Origin of the sequence: Pseudonocardia sp. NPDC049635 (assembly GCF_040659795.1) — a bacterium.
GTDB lineage: Bacteria > Actinomycetota > Actinomycetes > Mycobacteriales > Pseudonocardiaceae > Pseudonocardia.
On record NZ_JBFAON010000013.1, the window covers coordinates 62,969 to 86,402 of the forward strand.

At 72.5% G+C, this 23,434-nt stretch carries 19 protein-coding genes; 6 read left to right on the plus strand and 13 right to left on the minus strand.

Features of this window, described 5'->3' with window-relative positions; all coding sequences use genetic code 11:
- Positions 1 to 5: 5 nt before the first annotated feature.
- Genes AB0J24_RS17110 through AB0J24_RS17120 form a run of 3 tightly spaced genes read right to left on the minus strand, consistent with a single transcriptional unit; the run spans position 6 to position 3,374 of the window.
- Positions 6 to 863, minus strand: a complete 858-nt coding sequence (locus AB0J24_RS17110) for an ABC transporter permease (protein ID WP_358682191.1) — start codon at positions 861 to 863, stop codon at positions 6 to 8.
- Positions 860 to 1,801: an ABC transporter permease gene (locus tag AB0J24_RS17115; protein ID WP_358682194.1), complete on the minus strand. Its 942-nt coding sequence runs from the start codon at positions 1,799 to 1,801 to the stop codon at positions 860 to 862. Before AB0J24_RS17115 ends, AB0J24_RS17110 begins: the two co-directional genes overlap by 4 nt.
- A gap of 7 nt (positions 1,802 to 1,808) precedes the next feature.
- On the minus strand, positions 1,809 to 3,374 hold the full coding sequence (locus AB0J24_RS17120; protein ID WP_358682197.1) for an ABC transporter substrate-binding protein: 1,566 nt from the start codon (positions 3,372 to 3,374) through the stop codon (positions 1,809 to 1,811).
- Positions 3,375 to 3,639: 265 nt separating this feature from the next.
- On the opposite strand from AB0J24_RS17120, the gene AB0J24_RS17125 reads away from it, so the two are divergent.
- On the plus strand, positions 3,640 to 4,830 hold the full coding sequence (locus tag AB0J24_RS17125) for an MFS transporter (protein WP_358682449.1): 1,191 nt from the start codon (positions 3,640 to 3,642) through the stop codon (positions 4,828 to 4,830).
- A 25-nt stretch (positions 4,831 to 4,855) separates the two neighbouring features.
- Here the strand turns inward: AB0J24_RS17125 and AB0J24_RS17130 are convergent, their stop codons facing one another.
- The 4 genes from AB0J24_RS17130 to dnaK form a co-directional block, all read right to left on the minus strand.
- Positions 4,856 to 5,233, minus strand: a complete 378-nt coding sequence (locus AB0J24_RS17130; RefSeq protein WP_358682452.1) for a helix-turn-helix transcriptional regulator — start codon at positions 5,231 to 5,233, stop codon at positions 4,856 to 4,858.
- A 101-nt stretch (positions 5,234 to 5,334) separates the two neighbouring features.
- On the minus strand, positions 5,335 to 6,558 hold the full coding sequence (gene dnaJ / locus AB0J24_RS17135; RefSeq protein ID WP_358682200.1) for a molecular chaperone DnaJ: 1,224 nt from the start codon (positions 6,556 to 6,558) through the stop codon (positions 5,335 to 5,337).
- 88 nt (positions 6,559 to 6,646) lie between these two features.
- Positions 6,647 to 7,369, minus strand: a complete 723-nt coding sequence (grpE, locus tag AB0J24_RS17140) for a nucleotide exchange factor GrpE (RefSeq protein ID WP_358682203.1) — start codon at positions 7,367 to 7,369, stop codon at positions 6,647 to 6,649.
- Positions 7,370 to 7,404: 35 nt separating this feature from the next.
- On the minus strand, positions 7,405 to 9,273 hold the full coding sequence (gene dnaK, locus AB0J24_RS17145; RefSeq protein ID WP_358682205.1) for a molecular chaperone DnaK: 1,869 nt from the start codon (positions 9,271 to 9,273) through the stop codon (positions 7,405 to 7,407).
- Between the two features lie 147 nt (positions 9,274 to 9,420).
- Here dnaK and AB0J24_RS17150 point away from each other — a divergent pair, with 147 nt between their 5' ends.
- The 4 genes from AB0J24_RS17150 (at position 9,421) to AB0J24_RS17165 (ending at position 12,667) form a co-directional block, all read left to right on the plus strand.
- On the plus strand, positions 9,421 to 10,068 hold the full coding sequence (locus AB0J24_RS17150) for a DUF3558 family protein (protein ID WP_358682455.1): 648 nt from the start codon (positions 9,421 to 9,423) through the stop codon (positions 10,066 to 10,068).
- Between the two features lie 69 nt (positions 10,069 to 10,137).
- The gene (locus AB0J24_RS17155; protein ID WP_358682208.1) at positions 10,138 to 10,527 is read left to right on the plus strand and encodes a PE domain-containing protein; all 390 of its coding nucleotides are present in this window, start codon (positions 10,138 to 10,140) and stop codon (positions 10,525 to 10,527) included.
- A gap of 5 nt (positions 10,528 to 10,532) precedes the next feature.
- Complete coding sequence (locus tag AB0J24_RS17160) at positions 10,533 to 11,855, plus strand: hypothetical protein (protein WP_358682211.1); 1,323 nt, start codon at positions 10,533 to 10,535, stop codon at positions 11,853 to 11,855.
- Complete coding sequence (locus tag AB0J24_RS17165; RefSeq protein WP_358682214.1) at positions 11,852 to 12,667, plus strand: ESX secretion-associated protein EspG; 816 nt, start codon at positions 11,852 to 11,854, stop codon at positions 12,665 to 12,667. Before AB0J24_RS17160 ends, AB0J24_RS17165 begins: the two co-directional genes overlap by 4 nt.
- A 6-nt stretch (positions 12,668 to 12,673) precedes the next feature.
- Here AB0J24_RS17165 and AB0J24_RS17170 read toward each other — a convergent pair whose 3' ends face one another.
- The 6 genes from AB0J24_RS17170 to AB0J24_RS17195 all read right to left on the minus strand — a co-directional run bounded on the left by AB0J24_RS17170 (position 12,674) and on the right by AB0J24_RS17195 (position 20,420).
- Positions 12,674 to 13,702, minus strand: a complete 1,029-nt coding sequence (locus AB0J24_RS17170) for a C40 family peptidase (protein WP_358682216.1) — start codon at positions 13,700 to 13,702, stop codon at positions 12,674 to 12,676.
- Positions 13,699 to 14,301 (minus strand): hypothetical protein, encoded by a 603-nt coding sequence (locus tag AB0J24_RS17175; protein WP_358682219.1) that lies wholly within the window; start codon positions 14,299 to 14,301, stop codon positions 13,699 to 13,701. The genes AB0J24_RS17170 and AB0J24_RS17175 overlap by 4 nt, the downstream gene beginning before the upstream one ends.
- Positions 14,285 to 16,210 (minus strand): hypothetical protein, encoded by a 1,926-nt coding sequence (locus AB0J24_RS17180; RefSeq protein ID WP_358682222.1) that lies wholly within the window; start codon positions 16,208 to 16,210, stop codon positions 14,285 to 14,287. The genes AB0J24_RS17175 and AB0J24_RS17180 overlap by 17 nt, the downstream gene beginning before the upstream one ends.
- Positions 16,207 to 19,086, minus strand: a complete 2,880-nt coding sequence (locus tag AB0J24_RS17185) for an ATP-binding protein (protein WP_358682458.1) — start codon at positions 19,084 to 19,086, stop codon at positions 16,207 to 16,209. Before AB0J24_RS17185 ends, AB0J24_RS17180 begins: the two co-directional genes overlap by 4 nt.
- Before the next feature lie 124 nt (positions 19,087 to 19,210).
- Entirely contained in the window at positions 19,211 to 20,131 is a 921-nt protein-coding gene (locus AB0J24_RS17190; protein WP_358682225.1) for a hypothetical protein, read from the minus strand.
- Between the two features lie 13 nt (positions 20,132 to 20,144).
- Positions 20,145 to 20,420 carry a hypothetical protein gene (locus AB0J24_RS17195; protein ID WP_358682228.1) on the minus strand — a complete coding sequence of 92 codons (276 nt, stop codon included), beginning with the start codon at positions 20,418 to 20,420 and terminating at the stop codon, positions 20,145 to 20,147.
- 562 nt (positions 20,421 to 20,982) lie between these two features.
- Here AB0J24_RS17195 and AB0J24_RS17200 point away from each other — a divergent pair.
- On the plus strand, positions 20,983 to 23,379 hold the full coding sequence (locus AB0J24_RS17200; protein ID WP_358682231.1) for a (Fe-S)-binding protein: 2,397 nt from the start codon (positions 20,983 to 20,985) through the stop codon (positions 23,377 to 23,379).
- Positions 23,380 to 23,434 lie beyond the last annotated feature (55 nt).

Below are 23,434 nucleotides of genomic sequence, written 5' to 3' on the forward strand. Positions count from 1 at the left end.
CACTGTCAGTACTGGCCGGACGGACCGGTCCACCGCCGCTCCAGCGCCCGGCCGAGCGCGGTGACGAGCAGCGCCGTGCCCACCACCGCGGCGGCGGGCAACAGCACCAGCTGCGGCGCGTTGAACAGGAACTGCCTGCCCTCGGCGAGCATCGCGCCCCACTCCGGGGTGGGCGGTTGCGGGCCGAGCCCCAGGAAGGACAGACCGGCGACGGTCAGCAGGATGTTCGCGAACCGCAGACACAGGTGCGACACCAGCGGCCGGGTCAGGTTGGGCAGCACGTGCCGGAACGCGATCCGGGCCGGCCGGGCCCCGATCGCCACCGCACCCTCGACGTACTCGCGGTTCCGCTCACGCACGACGAGCTGGTAGGTGAGCCGGGCGAACGGCGTCCACCCGGCGACGAGGATCGCGATCAGCAGCGACCACAGGCCCGGTGCACCGCCCGATGCCGCGACCACCACCAGCCCGACGAGGACCGCGGGTACGGCCACCAGGACGTCGATCGTGCGCTGGAACACCTGTCCGACGACCCGGCCCGCCCAGCCGGCGAGGACGCCGAGCAGGGTGCCGGTCAGCGCGCACAGGGCGAGCGCCAGGAGGGTGAAGCCGACCGAGATCCGGGCGCCGACCGCGAGCCGGGCCAGCAGGTCACGGCCGAGCTGGTCGGTTCCGAGCGGATGCTCGAGCGAGGGGCCCGCGAAGCGGGCACCCAGGTCGTTACCGGTCGGGTCCAGCGGCAACAGTGCCAGCAACACCAGTACGCCGAGCAGCGCCACCGCGCCGAACCGCAGCGGTCGCCGCAGCCGTTCACCCCGGCCCGCCGTCGCGTACCCGTGCCCCGCCATCGCCTCGGCGCTCACCGGATCGCGCTCCGCGCCACCGGGTCGAGCGACAGCGCCAGCAGCTCGGCGAGGATCCCGGCGAGTGCCGCCACCATCACGACGGTGAGCAGTCCTGCCTGGACGACCGGCAGGTCCTGGCCCAGGACGGCGTCGTAGAGCAACCGCCCGAGACCGGGGACCGCGAACAGCACCTCCACGACGACCGAGCCGCCGAGCAGCCCGCCCAGGAACAGACCGGACATCGAGGCCACCGAGGTGAGGGCGAGCCGGCCGCCGTGCCGCCAGAGCACGGTCGGGCCGGGCAACCCCTTCGACCGGGCGACGGCGACGTGCGGGCGGGCCAGCGCGTCGACGGTCTCGGCGCGCACGAGCTGGGCGGCCAGCGCAGCCGGGAACGCGGCCAGCGTGAGCACCGGCAGCACCGCCTGCGCGGGCGTACCCCAGCCGGTGGCCGGGAGCAGCGGGAGGGTCACGGCGAACGTCAGCACCAGCACCGTCCCCAGCACGAACTCGGGTACCGCGACACCGAGCACCGACCCGGTGGCGAGCAGCCGGTCGAACCGGCCGCCCGGGCGCCGGGCGGCGCGGACCCCGGCCGGGACACCGACCAGCCCGGCGACGACGATCGCCGCGGCCGTCAGGACGAGCGAGGTCCCGAGCGCGGGCCACAACAGAGTCGACACCGGGGTCCGGCTCGTGTAGGAGATGCCCAGGTCGCCGGTGAGCAGCGCGCCGGACCAGGCGAGGAACTGGTCGAGCAGGCTCCCGTCCAGTCCGTACCGCTCACGCAGCGCCGCCAGCACGACCGGGTCCGGATCGGCCTCCGCGGTGCGGCTGCGCAGGACGGCCAGCGCGGTGTCCTGCCCGGAGAACCGGGGCAGCAGGAAGACCAGCACCGCCGCCGCGGCGAACACGAGCGGCAGCGCCAGCAACCGCCGCACGAGCAGAGCGGTCACGCCCGGGTCATCCGGTCTTGGCCAACCCCGGCACCACCAGGGTCTTCGCCAGCGGGTCGACGGCGTAGCCGGTGACCCGGTGCCCGACGCCACCGGCGCGGGTGTGCACCAGCGGCACGCCGACCGCGTCCGCGTTGAGCTGCTCCGCGGCCCTGGCGAAGATCTCCTGCCGGGCCCGTGGATCGGTCTCGGTCGCGAGCGGGGCGATCAGCGCGTCGAACTGCGGCGAGCAGTACCGGTTGATGTTGTACGAGCCGTCGCAGCTGTAGTCCGAGATCAGGGTGGCGCCGGCGTCCGGGACGTCGAGCAGGTAGCTGCGGGAGAGCAGGTACATGTCGTAGTCGCCGTCGAGCAGCGCGGGCTCGCGGGCGTCGTGGTCGCCCACCCGGATGGTCGCCTCGATCCCCGCCGCCCGGAGCATCTCCTGGACGGCGGTCGCCAGGATCGGCAGCTCGGCCCGGGTGCCGTAGGTGCCCAGCTCGACCCGCAGCGGGTTGTCCGGGCCGAATCCCGCCTCGGTGAGCAGCCGGCGGGCGAGGGCCGGGTCGGCGGGCGGTACCGGGTCCTGTGATCCCCAGGCCACGGCGGGGCCGAACAGCTCCGAGGCGGGCACCGCGGAACCGGCGAGCGCCTGCTCGCCGAGCGCGGTCCGGTCGACGGCCGCCGTGACCCCCTGGCGGACCCGGATGTCGTCGAACGGTGCCCGTGACTGGTTGAGCAGCAGCGACGCGGTCCGCGGGGCGGCGACCGTCTCGTTGGTGTACTCGTCACCGGTGAACTCGAGGGCTGCGGACTCGGGCAGCTCCTGGGCGATGTCGACGTCCCCGGCGCGCAGGGCGAGCGCCCGCGCCGACGGATCGGGCACGAACTCGGCGGTGACCCCGGCGAGCTGCGGTCGCTCGCCCCAGTAGCTGTCGTTGCGCTCCAGGGTGACCGTCTGGGTGCCGTCGATCCGGGTGATCGTCATGGGGCCGGTCCCGGTGCCCTGCACCGACGGCGGCGTCGCACCGAACGCCGACGGCGCGAGGATCGCGGCGTTCGCGCTGCTCAGACGCAGCGGCAGGATCGGGTCCGGCGCGGTGGTGGTGATCCGGACGGCGCCGGGACCGTCGGCGGTTGCCGCCAGGCCGATGCCGCGCAGCGCCCGCGGTGGCGCCTCGACGCCCGCGAGCCAGTTGAGCGCGGTGGCGGCGGCCTCACCGGTGAGCGGCTCGCCGTTCTGGAAGGTGACGCCGCTGCGCAGCTCGAAGCGCCAGGAGCGGGGGTCGTCCTGCTGCTGTTCCCACCCGGTCGCCAGCGCGGGTCGTGCCTCACCGTCCGAACCGGACGCGACCAGCGATTCGGTCACGCCCAGCTGGGACAGGACGAACGCGTCGTCGGTGTCGATCGCATAACCGGCCGACGGGCCGAACGCCATCGCGAGCGTGATCCGGGCGTCAGGAACGATCTCACCCGCCATGCCGCCCGGGCCACCGCAGGCGGCGAGCACCGCCGCAGCCGCGGCGAGCGTCGCGGCGATCCGGAGCGGGGAACGGACACGGAGCGGGGGACGGCGGCGTGCAACGGCGGGCATGCGGCGGGTCCTCTCCGGCGCCTCGGATCAGGGGTCACCCGGCGCCCGGAAGATCCTCGGAAAGTCTGCTCAGGTGGTCAAGCTCGTGCTGGCATGCGCATATCTGCCTACTGCCATCGGGTCGCAGTTGCAAGAGCGGACCTGATACCACTTGTCCGTGCTCCGCAGCCTGCTCCGCCGCCCGGCGGACCCCGAATCGGACCCTCGGCCGCCCGCCGCACCGCGCGCGGGTCGCTGGGCCCGGTTCGCTGCACTCCCGCCCGTGATGACGCTGCTGATCGCCACGCAGCTGGCGTTCAACGTCGGCTTCTACATGGTCATGCCCTATCTGGCCACGCACCTGGCGGAGGACCTGGGGCTCGCCGCCGCGGCGGTCGGGCTGGTGCTGGGGTTGCGCACGTTCAGCCAGCAGGGCCTGTTCGTGGTCGGCGGGGCGCTCACCGACCGGTTCGGGGCCAAACCCGTCGTGCTCGCCGGATGCGCCCTGCGTGTGATCGGTTTCATCCTGCTCGGAGCCGCCGGGACCCTCCCCCTGGTGATCGGCGGAGCCCTGCTGACCGGGTTCGCCGCGGCGCTGTTCTCCCCGGCCGTCGAGTCGTCGCTGGCGCGCGAGGCGGGTGAACGCGAGCGGTCCGGGGAGGGCCCGCCGCGGACCGAGGTGTTCGGGATGTTCGCCGTCGCGGGCCAGGTCGGGACCGTCACCGGCCCGCTGGTCGGGACCGCCCTGCTGCTGGTCGACTTCCGCACCGCCTGCCTGGTCGCTGCGTTCGGCTTCGTCCTCGTCGGGCTCGCACACTGGCGCCGGCTGCCGTGGCGGGCCGCCGAGCGGGCCGGTTCCCCGATCCTGGCGGGCTGGGGCGAGGTGCTCGGCAACCGCCGCTTCATGGCCTTCGCCGCCGGGTACTCGGGCTGGCTGCTCGCCTACAACCAGCTCTACCTCGCGCTGCCGGCCGAGCTGGAGCGCGTCGACCGGACCGCCGCGCTGGGCTTCCTCTTCGTGATGATGTCGGTACTGGTCATCACGCTGCAGCTGCGGGTGACGAGCTGGTCGCGCCGGTTCGGTGCCGGACGCTCGGTGGTCCTCGGCTTCTGCCTGATGGCGGCGTCGTTCGTGGTGGTCGCGATCGCCCGGCTGCTCCCGGACCCGCCGGGCGCATGGGCACTCGCACCGGCCATCACGATGGTGCTCCTGCTGACCTTCGGCGAGATGTTCGCGGTGCCGGTCGCCCAGGACCTGGTACCCCGGCTCGCCGGGGAACGACGGCTGGGGGCGCACTTCGGGGTGCTCGCCTCGTTCGGCGGCGTGATGGTCCTCGTCGGGTCGACCACCGTCGGTGCGCTGCTGGACCCGGCGTTCCCGCCCGCGCTGCCGTTCCTGGTGCTGGCCGCGGTTCCGCTGCTCGGCGCCGTGGTGCTCGGCACGCTGGCACGCCGGGGCGCGCTGACCGCGGTCTGAGCCACCGGCGCGGACCGGCGGCCGGTCAGTCCGGCCGGGTCGGCCGCCAGCGGACCACGGCCTGCCGCCGGTCCACGGGAACCAGGTCACGCCGGTAGGAACGGTGCACCGCGGCGGTGGCGTGGGCGGCCGCCGCCCGGACGGCGTCCAGCTCGGCGGTCGTCTCTTCCAGCCGGGTCCGCAGTTCGTCGACCAGCTGTTCCAGCTCGATGATCCGCTTCACGCCCGCGAGGTTGACCCCTTCGTCCTGGGAGAGCCGTTGCACCTCGCGCAGCAGCGCGATGTCACGCTGGGAGTACCGGCGCCCGCCACCGGCCGCCCGGCCCGGGCTGACCAGACCGAGCCGGTCGTAGCTGCGCAGCGTCTGGGCGTGCAGCCCGGACAGCTGCGCAGCGACCGAGATGACGAAGACCGGGCTGTCCTGGGCGACGCCCGCCGGCTCCTGGTCCTCGTCCGTCGACCGCCGGGACTCCTCCGGGGCCCGTCCGGCTGCGGCCACCGCACTCACCTCCTGGCGTTACCGAACAGGTCGGCCCGCGGGTCGAAGGACTTCGTCGCCTCCGCGTACGCCTGCAGCGCCGCGGTCGCCGCCTCGTCCAGCTTCTGCGGCACCGCGACCTCGACGGTGACCAGCAGGTTGCCCTTCTTGCCGTTCTTGCGCTCCACCCCGCGACCGGGTACCCGGAAGGTGCGTCCGCTGGAGGTCCCGGCCGGGATCTTCAGCGAGACGGTGCCGTCGAGGGTGGGCACCGTCAGCGTGGCACCCAGCGCGAGCTCGGGGAAGGTCACCGGGACGGTGATCGTAAGGTCGTCGGGGTTCTTCTTCGAGCGGCCGAACAACCGGTGCGGGGTCACGCCGATGGTGACGTACAGGTCACCGGCGGGTGCGCCGCCCCGGCCGGGCTCGCCCTGCCCGGCGAGCCTGACCTTCTGCCCGTTGTCCACGCCGGCGGGCACCCGGACGCTCAGCGACCGGGTCCGCGTCGAGACGCCGTCGCCGTGGCACTCGGGACACGGGTCGTCGATCAACCGTCCGGTGCCTCGGCAGTCGCGGCACGGCTCGGAGAACGAGAACGCGCCCTGGCTGCGGCTGACCAGCCCGGCACCGTTGCACGTGGGGCAGGTGCGCGGCGTGCTGCCGGGCCGGGCCCCGGTGCCACCGCACCGCTCGCAGCGGCCGGGGGAGGACAACGTGATCGGCACGGTGGCGCCGCGGACCGCGTCCTCGAACGAGATCGTCAGGCTGCTCTCGACATCCTGGCCGCGTCGGGCACCGGTCGGGCCGAACCCGCCGCCGCCCCCGCGGTTGTTGCGCGCAGCGCGGCCGAAGATGTCGCCGAGGATGTCGCTGAAGTCGCCGGCCCCACCTGAACCACCCGCGCCCTGCCCGAACAGGTCGTTGATGTCGAAGCCGCCGGGTCCTCCCGCGCCGGGACGGCCGCCTCCGGGGAAGCCGCCGCCGGTGCCGTAACCGCCGAACCCGCCGCCACCGGCGAACATGGCGCGGGTCTCGTCGTACTCCTTGCGCTTGCCCTCGTCACCGAGCACGCCGTACGCCTCGGACACCGCCTTGAAGCGGGCCTCGGCCTTCCCGTCGCCGGGGTTCGCGTCGGGGTGCAGCTCGCGCGCGAGCTTGCGGTACGCCTTCTTGATCTCGTCCTGGGACGCCGTCGAGGAGACGCCCAGCTCGCGGTAGTAGTCCTTCTCGATCCAGTCGCGCTGGGTCACTCCGCCTCCTTTCCGTTCACGCCTGCGGTGCGACGGGTGCGTCCCCGCATCCCGCCGCACCGCACGGCAACGTCCCTGTTCCTGCCGGTCAGGCCGGGTCGTCCGACCCGGGCTGCCCGGAATCACCCGTGGTGGGTTCCCGGTCCCCGGCCGGCCCGGAGGCCGCTGGTGCCTCCGGTGCCCCGGAGGCCTGCGAGATCTCGGCCTCCGGCCGCTCCTGCACGGTCACCATGGCCGGCCGCAGGACCCGGTCGGCGATCCGGTAGCCACGCCGCAGCACCGTCGACAGCACCGTGACCGTCGGGCCGGAACCCTCGGCCGGCTCGTGCTGCACGGCTTCGTGCAGCTTCGGGTCGAACGGTTCGCCCTCGGCCCCGAACGCCTCCAGCCCGAGTTTGGTGAGCACGCCGGTGACCTTGTCCGCCGTCGACTTGAACGGCCCGGTCAGATCACCGTGCTGCTCCGCGCGCTCGAAGTCGTCGAGCACGGTGAGCAGGTCGGTGACGAACGAGACCTTCGCCGAGAGCTGGGTCTGCTCCCGGTCCCGGTCCGCCCTGCGCCGGTAGTTCGCGTACTCGGCGGAGACCCGCTGCAGGTCCGCCGTGCGTTCGGCGAGCTCCGCGGTCAGCTTCTCCACCTCGGGATCGACCCCGTCGGCCGGACCCGCGACCGGGTCCGTGCCGTCGGGCCCCGGGGCCGCCGCGTGGGCGGCCCCGGTGTCGTCATTGCTCCGTGCCTCGCCGGTCTCCGGGTCCACCTTGCGGCGGTCCCGGAAGGTCACCGGCTCCTCCCGCTGCTTGTCGTCCGACATATCGACCGTCCCGTCTCCTGGATGGCCGTGGGCGCTCACTTGTCGCCCTTGTCCTTGTCGTCGTCCACGATCTCGGCATCGACCACGTCGTCCTGCTGGTCCGCGCCGGCACCAGCACCCGCGGCGCCGGCACCCGACGCACCCGCGGCGCCCTCGGCACCGGGCTGGGAGTACAGGGCCGAGCCCATCTTCTGGGACTCGGTCGCCAGCTTCTCCATGGACGTCTTGATCGCCTCGTGGTCGGTGCCCTTGAGCGCCTCCTGGACCTCACCCAGCGCTGCGTTCACGGAGTCCTTGACGTCGGCGGGGAGCTTCTCGTCGTTCTCCTTGACGAACTTCTCCGTCTGGTAGACGAGGGTCTCCGCCTGGTTGCGCGTCTCGGCCTCCTCGCGCCGCTTGGCGTCCTCCTCGGCGTGCGCCTCGGCCTCGGCCACCATGCGGTCGATCTCCTCCTTGGACAGCGCCGAACCACCGGTGATCGTCATCTCCTGGCTCTTGCCGGTGCCCATGTCCTTGGCGGACACGTTGACGATGCCGTTGGCGTCGATGTCGAAGGAGACCTCGATCTGCGGGACGCCGCGCGGGGCCGGCGCGATGCCGGTCAGCTCGAACATGCCGAGCTTCTTGTTGTACGCGGCGATCTCCCGCTCACCCTGGTAGACCTGGATCTGCACCGACGGCTGGTTGTCGTCCGCGGTGGAGAAGATCTCCGAGCGCTTGGTGGGGATCGTGGTGTTCTTCTCGATCAGCTTGGTCATGACGCCGCCCTTGGTCTCGATGCCGAGCGACAGCGGCGTGACGTCGAGGAGCAGGACGTCCTTGACCTCACCGCGCAGCACACCGGCCTGCAGGGCGGCACCGCAGGCGACGACCTCGTCCGGGTTGACGCCCTTGTTCGGCTCCTTGCCGCCGGTCAGCTCCTTGACGAGCTCGGTGACGGCGGGCATCCGGGTGGAGCCACCGACGAGCACGACGTGGTCGATCGCGCTGACCGAGATGCCGGCGTCCTTGATGACCTGGTTGAACGGCTGACGGGTGCGGTCGAGCAGGTCCTGGGTGATCCGCTGGAACTCCGCGCGGGACAGCGTCTCGTCGAGGAACAGCGGGTTCTTCTCGGAGTCGACCGTGATGTAGGGCAGGTTGATGCTGGTCGAGGACGAGCTGGACAGCTCGATCTTCGCCTTCTCCGCGGCCTCACGCAGCCGCTGCATCGCCATCTTGTCCTTGGTCAGGTCGATGCCGTGGGAAGCCTTGAACTTGTCGACGAGCCAGGTGACGATCCGCTCGTCCCAGTCGTCGCCACCGAGGTGGTTGTCACCGTTGGTCGCCTTGACCTCGACGACGCCCTCGGCGATCTCCAGCAGGGACACGTCGAACGTGCCGCCACCCAGGTCGAAGACCAGGATGGTCTGCTCCTTCTCGCCCTTGTCCAGCCCGTAGGCCAGCGCGGCCGCGGTCGGCTCGTTCACGATCCGGAGCACGTTCAGGCCGGCGATCTGGCCGGCCTCCTTGGTCGCCTGCCGCTGCGCGTCCTCGAAGTACGCGGGGACGGTGATGACCGCGTCGGTCACCTCGTCGCCCAGGTAGGCCTCGGCGTCCCGCTTCAGCTTCTGCAGGACACGGGCACTGATCTCCTGCGCCGCGTAGGTCTTGCCGTCGATGTCCGGGGTCTTCCAGTCGGTGCCGATGTGGCGCTTGACCGAGCGGAAGGTGCGGTCGGAGTTCGTGACGGCCTGGTTCTTCGCGGACTGACCGACGAGAACCTCGCCGTTGCGAGCGAACGCGACGACCGACGGAGTGGTGCGGGCACCCTCCGAGTTCGCGATCACCGTCGGCTCGCCACCTTCGAGGACGGCGACGACGGAGTTGGTGGTCCCGAGGTCGATACCGACCGTACGAGCCATGGTGACTGCCTCCGTGTAGTACGAGTATGAGTGCGTCCGGCTCAAGTTGTACCAGGCCGGGAAGCCCGGTGCGCATCGCCCTTGAGCGAAGGCTGCTCAACTTGCCGTCATGGGGGTCAACGGACACGTCCGCAGAGTTGTTCCGGGATGACTCAACTTTTTTTCCGCGTTCGCACGTGGGCCGGCGGACCGGCGGCTAGCCTGTGGATCTTCCATGGCGCAACGGAGGACGACGTGGCCCGATCGGTCCGGTGCAGCACGACCACCCTCTTGCTGGCGTTCCTCGCCGGTGCACTTCTCGCCGGTTGCTCGGCCGACCCCGGGCAGCCCGACAGCCCTTTCCCCCCACGACCGTCCGACATCGACCTGGCCGCGCTCGATCCGTGCGAATCCCTCACCGACCAGCAACTCACTGCTCGCGACCTCGGGAGGGGGACTCCGGGGACGGCCACGGTCAACGGGACCGTGGCCCGGGACTGCACGTGGACCGGGCCCACCGTCAACGCCGGTGTCCAGTTCATCTCGGTGGGCGCCGACGTCGCCGCGAAGGAGTCCGGTTCACGCCTGCTCCTCGTGGCAGGCTTCGGTGCGGTCGAGGGCGCACCGGGCACCAACAACGGCCCCGGCCTGCCGGCGTTCTGTCAGATCACGATCGATGCCGGTCCTCATCGGTCCGTGCGGGTCCAGGTCAACAACGGCAGGCCGAGCACGGGTGGAGATCCGGAGGCCTTCCGCGACGCATGCCGCCATGCCGAGGCCATCGCCGGTGCGGTGATGGCCGGCCACACGACATGACGGTTCGCGATCGCGACGGTGGTCGGCAAACAGCCCTGCCCCGCCCGCATCGGTTCGTACCGTCTCGCCATGACCTCCCCTGCGCACATACCCCGCGGCGTTGTCTCCGACGGGCTCCTCCTCCAGGTCGACACCACCAACGTCCTGCAGATACGAGATGTCCTGGTTGCCCAGATCGATTCCATGAAGCGTGCACTCACCAGGGCCGAGCGACAGCTGAGCCTCGGACCATGCGGTGACGACCCGATCTCGCTACGAGCAGCAGAGCGCTTCGCCGTGAAGATCAAAGAGATCCAGGCCGCCCACTGGGCCCACGTCGCGGAACTCCAGGATGCAGCGGACAGGCTCGCCGAAGCAGCCCGGCACTACGGGTTCACCGAGGACCAGCTCGGCGGCTCCTTCGCCTCCTCACCGTCCGCAACCGCTCGTCCGAACCCCGCTCCGCCCGGTAGCCGGTGAGGAGCGTGACCATCTTTCGCTGCTACAACTTCGCGGCGTTCGACATGGCCACCAAGTTCGGCTGGGTGGACGGAAAGCCAGGTATCGCAGCAACCCTGCCGGCATCCGACGGCCTGCGGTCCCTCACCGATTCCCTCGGGGAGTCGGTCAGCGAGGCTGGCCGGAGGATCACCGATCTCGAGGTCGCGTGGCAGGGAACGGCCTCCGACGCCGCCCGGAACTCGCTCACCGCGACCACGTCGGGCATGGCGGACACGGCCGCCGTGACGGGTAACGGCGCCGAGCGTCTCATCGACCACGGGCACTCGTTCGAGACCATGCGCCGGCAGATCACCTACGTGGACCCGGCGGACCACAGCTGGTACCAGCGTGCGCTCGACAACACCTCCGAGGCGTGGCACTCGCTGTGGGGGAACGGGGCCGACCACGTCACGATCGCCGAGCGCAACCTGGCCAACGACGAGATCGCCAACCGGGCGCTCGACCGCTACGCCGCCGAGACGACCGCGACCGACGACCGATTCACCGCTGCCACGCCACCCCCGCCCGCGGGCCCGCCCGGCACCGACCCGCACAACCCCGGCGCCGGCGCCGTCCTGCCCGGCACCGGCGGCGGTCCGCCGCAGACGGCCGGCCCGGGAGCCCCCACCGTGCCGCCGCCGATCACCGGCCCACCCGGGCCGGCCCCGGACACGACCGGCCCACCCGGCCCGCGCCCGGGCGGGCCGGATCCGGGGACCGCCGGCGGATCGACGCACCCCGGCCCGGTGGGCCCGGAACGCGCCGGGCCGCCCACCACGCACCGGCCGGACACGGTCACCCAGGCCGAGGTCACCCCCGGTCCACCGGAACGCCCACCCGGCCCTCACACCGGACCCGGCGCACAACAGGCACCGGACCGGCCATGGACCGGTGACCGAACGAACCACCCGTTCCCGCCGAGCACGCACACCGGCCCCGGCCCCCTCCGCCACCGCGAGCAGCTGGCCCGCGACTTCGCCGACCGCGCACGGCAGCAGCAGCTGGTTCCCGGCGCGGTACGGCTGCCCCGGGGCGGGTCCGAACAGCACCTGCCCCCGGGGCGGGGCAGTGGGTGGGGCCCGCCCGGCGGACGCACCGGCGCGGTCGAACCCGTGTCCCCGCCACGACAGACCGATCCCCGCGGTAGCAGCCTCCCCGGCGCCTACGGCCCGATGACCGGAGCCGGCGCCGCAGCCGGCGCCGGACAGGAGCACCGCAACCGCTACGTCCTGCCCACCGACGAGGTCTTCGACATCGATGTGACGGCGACCGACCCCGTCCTCGGCCCCGACGAGGACCACCGGTGACCCGCCGGACACCGCCACCCGGCACACCAGGCCAGGTGCTCGACTGGCGACGGGCGACCGTGCTGAGCGCCGCCGAATTCGACGTCGCCCGCGACCTGCTGGACCTCGGTCGCGGACCGGCCGTGCTCGGGCTGCTCAGCCCGGGCCCGACCGACGTCGAACGGGCCGGGGTGGTCCGCGACGCGACCCGCTCGCTGGCCGCGCGCGGACTGCTCGACACCGGTGGGTTCCGGCCCGACCTGGTCGAGGACCTGCGCGCCGTCGTCACGCCCGCGCACCAGCACGATCTCCTCGTCTCCCCGCCCACCGCACAGCAGGCACTGGTCGGGTACCGGTCCGGGCGGGCCGTGCTCGCCGACCGGATCGGCGACGACGTCGCCCTGCTCCGCGTCCCACCCGCGTACGCCGCGACCGCACTGGTGGAACTGCTGGGACCGCTCTCCCCGGGCCCCGGCCCGACCGTCCGGATCCCGGCACGCGTGCTCGCCGAAGCGGCCACCGCGGCCGCCGGCGACCGCACCCGCTGGGTCCCCGAGCTGCTGCGCCGCGGCTGCTCGGGCGCCGAGGCCGACCTGGTGACGCGGATGGGCGACATCCGGGGTCTGGCCCAGCTCGGCGCCGGCCGGACCGGACCCGGCGGGGGGCGGGCCACGGCGGTGCTGCTGGTCCATGCCACGGCACAGGGCTGCTACTACCAGCGCCGGCCCACCTCCGAAGTGATCGGTGGGCCACCCGCGGACGGTGCGACGGTGCACGCCGGACCGGTCGACGCCGCGACCCTGGTCTCGGAGCTGGCAACACTGCTGGGGTAGGAGCGCTCAGGCCGGGTTCGGCGTCGTCCCGGGCCGGGTCGCGAGCGGGACGAGGTCCTCGAAGTCCCACGGGACCGGCTGGACCCGGACCGGGTGGTCCCGGTTCGGGGCCTCCACCATCTTGTCGTCGCCGATGTACATCGTGACGTGGTAGATCGTCGACGGGTCCGAGGGGTCGTGGGCGTAGAACAGGAAGTCACCCGGCTGCATCTCCCGGACCGGGAGATGCCCACCGGAGCGGTACTGGTCGCGCGAGACCCGCGGGATCGTCATCCCGGCCGCCTCGTAGGCGCGCATCAGCAACCCCGAGCAGTCGTAGGCGTCCGGCCCGGTCGCGCCCCACACGTAGGGTTTACCGACCTCCCCGAGGGCGAAGCCGATCGCCGCGCCGGCCACGCCGGGCGGTAACGCACCGGTCGTACCGGGCGCACAGCCTGCCGGGTTGGCGACGTCCCCGATCTCGGCGACGATCGAGGCCGCCAGCCCCTCCCACTTGGCGTAGGCGTCCGGGAACGCCGAACGCTGCACGGTCTGGGCGGCCACCGTCACCGGCATCCGCTCCCAGCCCGGTACCTCCATCAACCGCTCGTAGAAGATCCGGCTGCTGTACGCGGGATCGGTGACCTGAGCCGGGCTCCCCCAGCCCATCGAGGGACGCTGCTGGAAGAGCCCGAGCGAGTCGCGGTCCCCGTAGTTGATGTTGCGCAGGGTGGACTCCTGCATCGCGGTGGCCAGCGCGACCAGCCACGCCCGGGGCGGCAGGTCCATCTCCTTGGCGACCGCGATGATCGCGGTGGCGTTCGCCCGCTGCTCGTCGGTCAGCGTCTCGATGGTCGCGCCACCACCCCCGCGGCCGACGGTGGCGGTGGAGATCCCGGTGTCGCACCACTCGGCGCCCGCGGACTGGCGGCCGGTGATGTTCGGGCTGAACGCCAGGAACCCGACGGTCAGGAACAGCACCAGGGCCAGCGCGATGGCGACGAACGGCAGCAGCAGCCGCAGCGGGCGCAGCGCCCTGGTGAGCGGGGTGCTCACACCCGGTCGTAGCGGGACACCTTCCAGCCCGCGTCGGTGTCCACGACCAGGATCGTCAGGCGCAGCGTGTCGGTCGGCACCTCGACCTCGACACTGCGCGGCGCGGCCCGCACCGGCGTCGCCGCCCCCGTGACCCGGGACGCCGGGATGTTCGCCGGATCGACACCGGCGAGCACGCCCAGGAACTCGTCGGTGGTGTACGGCCGCAGGCCGGCCAGCCACTGCTCGGCCGTCGTGCCCTCGGGGTGGTTGACCCACGCCGACGCCCACACCCGAGCGACCTCCAACGCCTGCGGCGACGCCTGCTCCGGCGGCAGCGCCTCGGGGGTGAGCTCGGCGACCGGCGGGAGCATGGTCGGCGTCGGGGTCGCGGACACGCCCGAGCTGCCGTCGTCCCAGCCCTGCCGGCCGTCACCACCGGTGATCGGTCCGCCATCGGAGCCGCCGCCGAACCGGCCGCCGAGGGACACCAGCCCGAAGACGAGGATCCCGAGCACGAGGACGGTGACGGCCAGCCGCAGCGGGGAGCGCAGGGGCCACTGCCACACCGAGCGGTAGGCGGCCGCGCGGCCGCGGGCGGACCTAACGGGCACGGTCACCCCACGCGTCGTCGGCGGTCCGCGTGGTCCGCGGCCGGTAGATCTTGTAGACGGGCACCCCGTCGACCAGCTCCGGTGTCACCGGTGTCGGGTCACCGGGGCGTCGCGGCAGGGGATCGGTGCGCCGGTAGATGGAGCGGTCGTCGATCTCGCCGGGATCGGTGCGGCCGAAGGCACCCGAGCCCGTGTCGGGCCGACCGGACGCCCCGACCGGGAGCCCGGACCGACGTGGCTCGGCGAGCCGGGCGTTCTGCGGGCTCTCCCCGGAGGTCCGGCGTCGCCAGGACCGGGCCCCCGGCCCACCGACCGTGTCCGCCTCCGGTCGCACCGCGTCCGGGTCCCCGGAGCCGCCACCGGGCCCGCGCTCGGACCACCAGCGGCTCTGTCGTTCCTCACCGGGCAGCGGGCCGCGCATCCGGTTCCACACCTTCGACATCGGCCCGTCCGCGACGCCGGGCACGATCCCGCCGAACTGCTCCCGGGTCAGCGACACCATCGACACCAGCCGCCGGAACGGCCGCGCGACCGCCCACAGCACGAGCGTCACGACACCGGTGACCAGCAACGCGAGCCACAGGTCGACGCCGGACCCCGGCGCGAACAGCGACACCACCAGCAACGCGTGCAGCCCCGCGAGCGCACCCACGACGAGCGTGTTCACCACCGCCGCCCCGGTGATCCGCAGGATCGCCGGTATGACGTCCGGCTTCAGCAGCGCGACGACCGCGACCGCGGGGGCGCACACGACCAGCAACCGGATGATGAGCAGCGCGACGAGCACCAGCACCTTGGCGAGCAGCTGGAACAACGCGATGCACGCGGCCTGGATCAGCGCGAGCGTCCCGGCGCCGATCCGGCTGCCGGACGCCCCGGTGAAGTAGCTGTACCGGTCCCCCATGCGGTCGGCGATCGCGGCGTAGTCGGCCTTCTTCTGCTCGGCCGTCTCGGTGGTGTCCAGGCCCTGGTCGATCTCGTCGATGGTGAACGCCTGCGCCCGCAGGAGATCGCGGCCCAGCTCCTGCGCCTGCGGGACGTCCGGAGCGCCGAAGGTCCCGCGCAGCCAGTTCTGGTAGGCGACCTGGTCGACCAGCACGGTCGGCAGCGTGTCCCGGGTGCCGAGCCCGATCTGACCGAGGAAGCCCTCCTGCATCTGGGTGACGCCGTCGAGCAGCAGGTCGTCGGCAGCCCGCGACCAGTCCACCGGCGCCAGGTAGGCGGCCGACCCGATCATCAGGGCGAGCACCGCGATCCCGGTGCGCTGGGCCTGTTTCGCCAGCTCACCGCGCATCGCCAGCAACAGCACGATGATCGCGAAGCCGAGCAGCGCCAGACCGACCCAGGTGGTGAACACCGTCTCGTACATCGCCCTGGTCGCGGTGGTGATGACGTTGTCGATCGGCTCGAAGAGCGCGCCGCCGTCGGCGATCAGGTAGTGCGCCCAGTTGACGCCGCCGACGGTGAGCTTGGCCAGGTTGAACACCTGGTTGCCGAGCCAGGTGTCGGTCGTGACCGACGGGTTCAGCACCCCCGACGCGGCACAGCCGAGGTCGTAGTTGTGCCACACCAGGCCGGCGTAGCCGACCTCCTCGTAGACCGAGCCGGCTTCACCGTGCAGGGCGCTCGGCCGGTCCAGCGATCCGACCAGGCCGGTGCCGGGGCGGTCCGGTTCGGGCGGGGTCTTGCAGTCCAGGGCCTGGGCCATCGCCGGCGTGCCCACCAGCAGCGTGCCGCCGACCAGTGCTGTGACCACGACTGCGGTGACGACGGACGCCGCCCGCCTGCGGGGCCGCGCCGGCGCGGAGGTCCGGCGCGGCCGGGCCCGGTGCACCGCGACCAGTACGGCAGCCAGTAGCACACCCAGCACCACCCAGAGACCGGCGCCTCCGCTGGGATCGAACCCGCCCGTCACCGCCCGTCACCGTCGGGGCCGGGTCGGGGTGCATGGCCGTTACGGGGCTCGTCGACCACCCAGTCGTCGTCCATCTCGTCGAGCAGGTCGAGCTGCTCGTCATCGAACAGCTCCGCGGAGTCGAACCTCGCTGCCGGATCGAGCACCTCCGCCGAGACCACCTGCACCGCGCCTGCCCGAACCCCGTGGCCGAGCACCGGGTCGGCGTCACCGACCGGGCCGATCCGGGTGTCCGCGGTCCGCAGGTCGGCATCCCGCAGATCGACATCGCGCAGGTCGAGGTCGTCACCGTCCAGGTCCGGGACGACGGCGGACGGCTGCGGCGCCTGCCGCGGCGCGGGCGGCAGCGGGGTCGGCTCGTCCGGTGCGGTCAGCTCGGGTCCGGGGGTGCGCGGCTGGACGCGGGTGGCGTCCGGGTTCGTGTCGAGCGCGTCCCGGACGTGTTCCAGGTGCGGTGCCTCCAGGTCGATCCGGATCTTCTCGACGCCGCCGTGCCCGTCGGCGAACACGAACTGGCGGGGGGTGTCGTCGGGGCGGTCGTCGTGCCGGGGGCGCGGGGACAGCGTCCCGAGCATCTCCTCGTAGCCGACGTCGGTGGGCACCCGCAGCAGCCGCAGCGCCTCGGACTGCGCCTCCTCGTCGTCGGTCCGGCCGACGAACACCGCGTTGACCAGCGAGGCGAACCCGGACACCCGCAGCAGGTCACCGGCCAGCTGGGAGGCGAACAGCGCGCGGACGTTGAACTTGCGGGAGTCCCGGGCCAACCGGTCGATGAGCACCTTGCCGGTCGGGACCTGGGACAGGAAGTGCGTCTCGTCCAGCGCTACGCCCTTGCGGAGGTTCCGGTCGGCGTCGTAGATCGTGCGCTGGGTCAGCCAGGACGCCAGGTTCAGCAGCTCGACGCCCAGCGACTCGTTGTCGGTCCACTCCTCGCGCGGGCTGCCGGGCCGGGGCAGCGACAGCCCCTGCATGGTCAGCACGGTGAGCCGGTAGTCGCGGTCGGCGTGCCAGGGGTCGGCGCGGGTCTCGTCCGGGAAGAGCAACGCCGCCTGCGGCAGCTCGCGGCGCTCGTCGAGGAAGTCGGCGACGACGCCCGCATGCTCCTCACCGTCGGCGGCGTGCCGGCGCAGGGTGTCGATCACCATTCCGGGATGGCGGTCCGGGGCGCCGCCGACCTCGCGGACCGCGCGCAGCAGCACGATCCGGGTGTGCGGCTGGCGGGACACCTCGTAGGGCAGCAGGCCCGACAGCACGTCGAGCACCAGACGGCGGCGGGTGGCGGCGGCCAGCGACCGTTCCCGCTTCCAGGCCCGCTCCGGGTCCTCGTCGTCGGCGAAGTGGTCCGGGCGGGGCTCGGCGACGACCCGGTACGGGTTGAGGATGCCCGGGTCGGCGCGCAGCAGGTTGATGTGCCGGGAGAACGGTGCGAGCTCGGGCAGCCGGGTCAGTTCGGCCAGCGGGCCGGACGGGTCGAGCACCGTCCAGCGGGCACCGGCACGCAGCGTCTTGTAGACGACCAGGCCGGTGAGGAACGACTTGCCGGACCCGAGCCCACCGACGATCGCGGTCAGGCCGGACGCCCGCCGGACCTCCTGCGCGAGCCACGGGTCCCAGGCCACCGGACGACGGGTCGCGGTGCAGGTCTCGCCGAGCATGATGCCGCGCCGGTCGCCGACGCTCGCGGTGGCCGCGGGCACCCCCGCCGCGGCCCAGGTGACCGACCCGCGCCGCCGGTACGCCGTCGACGCCAGCGGCTCACCGGGGATGAACTCGCGGGCGTAGCGGTACTGCGCCTCCGGGTGCTCGATCTGCACCTTGGGCCGGTACAGGTCGACGACCTGCTGGGCGCGGGTGGTCGCCTCCGCCTCGTCACGGCCGGAGACGGCGATCCGCCACCAGCCGTAGAGCCGCGTGTTGAGCTGGGTGAGCCCGGTGGTCAGCTCGTCCTCGACCTCGAGCACCCGGTCGGCCTGGCGGGCCAGTGACATCGGCGGGTCGAGGTCGTGGTCGTGCGTGTAGTGCCGGATCTGGCTGCGCACCTTGCCCATCTGGCGTTGCAGCTCACCGGTGACGTCCTCCGGGCGCCGGATGTACATCCGGGCCGACCACTCCACCGGGAAGGGCAACCGGTCCGAGTGCTGCATCCACGGGTCGTCGATCTCCGGGATGCGCAGGCCCTCCATCAGGCCGAGCGAGAGCACCGCGACGTTGCGGGAGACCGTCTGCGAGCGCATCCGCCCGACCACCTGCACGGTCGGCGCGTACGGCTCCTGGTGCAGGTCGACCCCCTCGGTGAAGGCCGCCAGGTCCTCGGCCTCCCAGGTGGTGACCCCGCGCGGGACCGACGACAGTCCGCGCGGGGCGGGCAACCCGAGCGCGACCGACCGGTGCATCAGCCATGCCATGTCCTCGGCGCTGGCCGGGACGGCGTCCAACCCGGACCCGGCGACCAGGACGTCGAGGTGGTTCACCTCGGACTCCAGCGCGGCCAGCTCGGCGCGCACGGCGGACGGCGCGATCCGGTCCAGGACGGGCGCGGCGCGCTCCACCCAGCGGTCGAGCAGACCACGACCGGACACCTCGATGCCGAGGAAGACCTCCTTGTCGGCCATCGAGAGCCCCATCAGATGGCGCTGCTCGCCCTCCAGGAAGCCGTCCCAGCCGAGCGCACCAGGGACGTCGGGCATCCGGCCCAGCGCGTTCTGGTCGAACGACTCGGCCCACATGTGCACCGGATAGGGCCGGGTGGTCACCCGCAGGTGCAGCCAGCGGCCCTGCAGCTCACCCAGCTGCGCGGCGATCTGCCTGATCAGCACCTCGCGCTGGCCGTCGCTGCGGAAGCTCCACGCCTGCGCGGCGAGCCGGTACCAGGCCATCACCTGGGTGCCGGTACGCGTGAGGTGGCCGTCGATCGAGCGCAGCGCTATCGACGGCGTGTAGGCCGAGCCACCCTCGCCGGCCCGGGCACGGCCACGCCTGCGCGCCCGGCGCGAGGTCCGCTCAGGTGCGGCCACGGTGGCCACCGTTGCGCCAGGGGTCGGGCTGACGGGTGCGGGCCGGGGCTGCCGCCCCGCGGCCGCGCTTGCCGACCCGGCCACGCGCCGCGCGGAAGCGACCCCGCTTCGGCGCGCTCACCGGCTCGGGGAGCGGTGGGACCACGCGGCGCGGCCGGACCGGACCGGGGTCCGGATCGGGCACCCCGGAGCCGCCGCTGATGACGATCCGGTCGGCGGCGTCGCGGTCGGGGTCACGGTCAGAGGCCTGGTCAGGAGCGTGGTCAGGGTCACGGTCGGCGGCGCGGTCGGCGGAGTCATGACCGGTGTCCCGGCCGGCGGGGTCCCGGTCGGCAGGACCGCCACCCTCGACGACACCGGGTCCGCTGACCACGCGTTCCGCCACCGACGCGTCCGTCGCGGGAACCGGCGCACCGAGCCGACCGTCCGTGGCGCCGGGAACCGCACCGGCGGCCGCCGGGCGCGGAGCGGGGACGGCCCCGAGCCGGGACGGTACCTTCCACGGCCGCGGTCTCGCCGTGCCGGCACGCAGCGCCGCGGCCGGCTGGGCGCGCGAGCTCTGGATCCGGACGTGCCGGGCACGGACCGGCCCCCCGCTCGCCCGCCGCTCCGCCCGGGGGCCGGTCACCTCGGCCCAGAAGTGGGCGAGCACCTGTCCCAGCGGGCGCTCGTAGTCGATCTTCTTGCCGAGGAACCGGGTGACCGCGACGGTGCCGACCAGTGCCCACGCCACCGAGAAGAAGTCCAGCCCGATCCCGAGCCGTCGCTGGATCATCATGATCAACATCATCACGAGGAGCCCGACGCCGTAGCTGACGTAACGGGCGCGCCAGGGAAAGGTCGCCCGGGGCGGGCCGAGCCAGACCGCATCGACGCGGTAGACCTCGTCGTCGGTACGAACGAGCACGGATCGGCCCGGCTCAGCCCGTGGAGACGAGCAGGTTGGCCAGCGCCTGGCCCACGGCCGGACCGCTGCCGGTCACAGCGATGCCCAGCGCGACGAGGCCGACCAGCAGCCCGATGCTGCGGCGCGCGACACCGGCGTTATCCCCGCGGCCACCTATCCACAGCAGGATGACGGCGATCGCGAGCAGGATCAGCGGCACGATGTTGTTCGTGATCCAGTCGCGGAGGTTCACGGTCGTGAGCTCACCCTGGGCGAGCACCAGCTGGATCGCCTCGAACGAGGTCTTCACAGCTCCTCCTTGCGGCATCCGCTTGTCCGGTCGCTCCCGCAGGCGAGTAGACCACGAGACCCGACGGTGATAGTAGAGGAGTGGTCCGTACGCCCGGTGTGAACGCCACGCACCGCAGTGGATCAAACACGGTCGGCGGAACGGATCCCCACATTCCGGACGTGACTCGCACCTCACCCCGGGCCCGTCGATTGGGGCGGGACGGCCGGAGATGACATGGTCAGGGGTGGCTACTGTTCGGTAACAACGTGTGACCCGTCCCCCGGTGGTGCAGGGCGTCCCGCGCCCGCGCGCACTACCCTTCGCCCGACCGCCGTCGCGTCCCACCACATCAACGCGACGGCGACGTCCGAGGAGGCACCGCGATGGAGAGGCCCGCCCGGTCCAGGCGGCACGCTGAGCCGTGCCCACGACCGTCCGGCCCTCAGGGCCACCTCGGTCTCCGACACATCGTTCCAGTCCCGTTCCGCCGCGATGACAGCGCGCCCAGCGCCCCACGTCTCAGGCCGGTACGGCCCCGTACAGCCTTCTGGCCGGGTGCTCTCAAGGGAGGTTGCTCCGCATGACCTGGGTGCAGTACACGCTCGGCACCATCACGGTGCTGTCGGCGGTCGTGGCGGTCGTCCTGGTCGCCCGCACGGTCGCGAAGATGGTCTCGATCATCCGGCTCGGTCAGCCGGCCCCGGACCGGATCGGCCCGTTCGGCCCGCGCTTCCTGACCATGCTCACCGAGACCCTGGGTCACACCAGGATGCTCAAGTGGAGCCACATCGGCGTCCTGCACTGGATGGTGATGGTCGGCTTCGGTGGACTGTTCCTGGCGCTGGTCGAGGCGTTCGTGGAGGTCTGGAACCCGACGTTCCACCTGCCGCTGATCGGCACCTGGTCGGTCTACTCGCTGTTCGTCGAGATCCTCGGCGTCGCCACCGTGGTCGGCATCGGCGCGCTGATCGTGATCCGTCAGCTGCACAACCCGGCCCGCGAGGGCCGGATGTCGCGGTTCTACGGCTCGAACATGGGCCGGGCCTATTTCGTCGAGGGCATCGTGTTCCTCGAGGGCCTGGGCATCCTGATCGTGCGCGGCGCCAAGATCTCGCTCGGCGCGTTCGACGTGCCGACCTGGTCGGCTCCGGTGTCCACCGCGCTCGCAGCGATCCTGCCGCCCTCGGAGACGCTGGTCTCGGTGTTCGCGGCGGTGAAGGTCCTCTCGGCGACGATCTGGCTGATCGTGATCGCGCTCACCCCCACGATGGGCGTGGCCTGGCACCGGTTCACCGCGTTCCCGAACATCTACTTCAAGCGCGAGGACTCCGGGCGCAAGGCACTCGGCGCGGTCAAGCCGATGATGTCGGACGGCAAGCCGCTGGACTTCGAGGAGGCCGACCCGGACAAGGACGTGTTCGGGGCCGGCAAGGTCGAGGACTTCACCTGGAAGGGCCTGCTCGACTTCACCACCTGCACCGAGTGCGGTCGCTGCCAGTCCCAGTGCCCGGCCTGGAACACCGAGAAGCCGCTCTCGCCCAAGCTGCTGGTCAACGCGCTGCGCGACAACGCCTACGCCAAAGCGCCCTACCTGCTGGCCGGTGGCCGCAAGGACATGGCCGGCGACGAGATCGGCATCACCGGTGACGACGCCGAGACCCGCCTGGCCGCGATCCCCGAGGCGGCACGCAAGGAGGCGGAGCGGCCGTTGATCGGCGGCGAGGACGTGCTGGGGGTCATCGACCCCGAGGTCCTGTGGTCGTGCACCACCTGCGGGGCGTGCGTCGAGCAGTGCCCGGTCGACATCGAGCACGTCGACCACATCGTCGACATGCGCCGCTACCAGGTCATGATCGAGTCGGAGTTCCCGACCGAGCTCAACAGCCTGTTCAAGAACCTGGAGAACAAGGGCAACCCCTGGGGGCAGAACCCGAAGGACCGCCTGGAGTGGACCAAGGGCCTCGACTTCGAGGTGCCCGTCGTCGAGGGCGAGCTGGACGCCGAGACCGAGTATCTGTTCTGGATCGGCTGCGCCGGCGCGTTCGACGACGGCCAGAAGAAGACCATCCAGGCCACCGCGGAGCTGCTGCACCGCGCCGGGGTCAACTTCGCGGTGCTCGGCTCGGGGGAGACCTGCACCGGTGACCCGGCGCGCCGGTCGGGCAACGAGTTCGTGTTCCAGATGCTGGCCCAGCAGAACGTCGAGGTCCTCAACACCGTCTTCGACGGCCGCGAGCCCGGCACCCGCAAGATCGTCACCACCTGCCCGCACTGCCTCAACACCCTCGGCCGGGAGTACCCGCAGCTCGACGGGCACTACGAGGTCCTGCACCACACCCAGCTGCTGAACAAGCTGGTGCGGGAGAAGAAGCTGATCCCGGTCTCGGCGCCTGCCGGCGAGGAGACCGGCCCGGTCACCTACCACGACCCCTGCTACCTCGGCCGGCACAACGAGGTCTACTCCGAGCCCCGCGATCTGATCAACGCCACCGGCGCCGCCGGGTCGACGACACTGACCGAGATGCCGCGCCACGGCGACCGGTCGATGTGCTGCGGCGCCGGGGGTGCCCGGATGTGGATGGAGGAGCGGATCGGCAAGCGCATCAACTTCACCCGCGCCGAGGAAGCCGCCGAGACCCTCACCAAGGCCGGGGGCGGGACCGAGCCCTCCGGGACGCTCGCCGTGGGCTGCCCGTTCTGCCGGACGATGATGACCGACGGCGTCAACCAGACCGCCGGTGAAGCCGTCAAGGTCCAGGACGTCTCGCAGATGCTGCTCGCGGCCGTCCGCCGCGGTGACCCGGCCCCCGAGGCGGTTGCTGAGGCGACTGAGGCGACCGCCGGGCCGGAGGTCCCGGCCGGCTCCGACGGTGCCGAGAGCACCGGGACCGCGTCCCCCGAGCCGGGGTCGAACGGCGCGTCGAGCAACGGCTCGTCGCCCGAGCAGGCCGCGCGGGAGCGCACGAACGAGAGCTGACCGCCGTCCGGGTGCGCCGGGCCGCGCAGATCGCGGTCCGGTGCACCGGCACGGT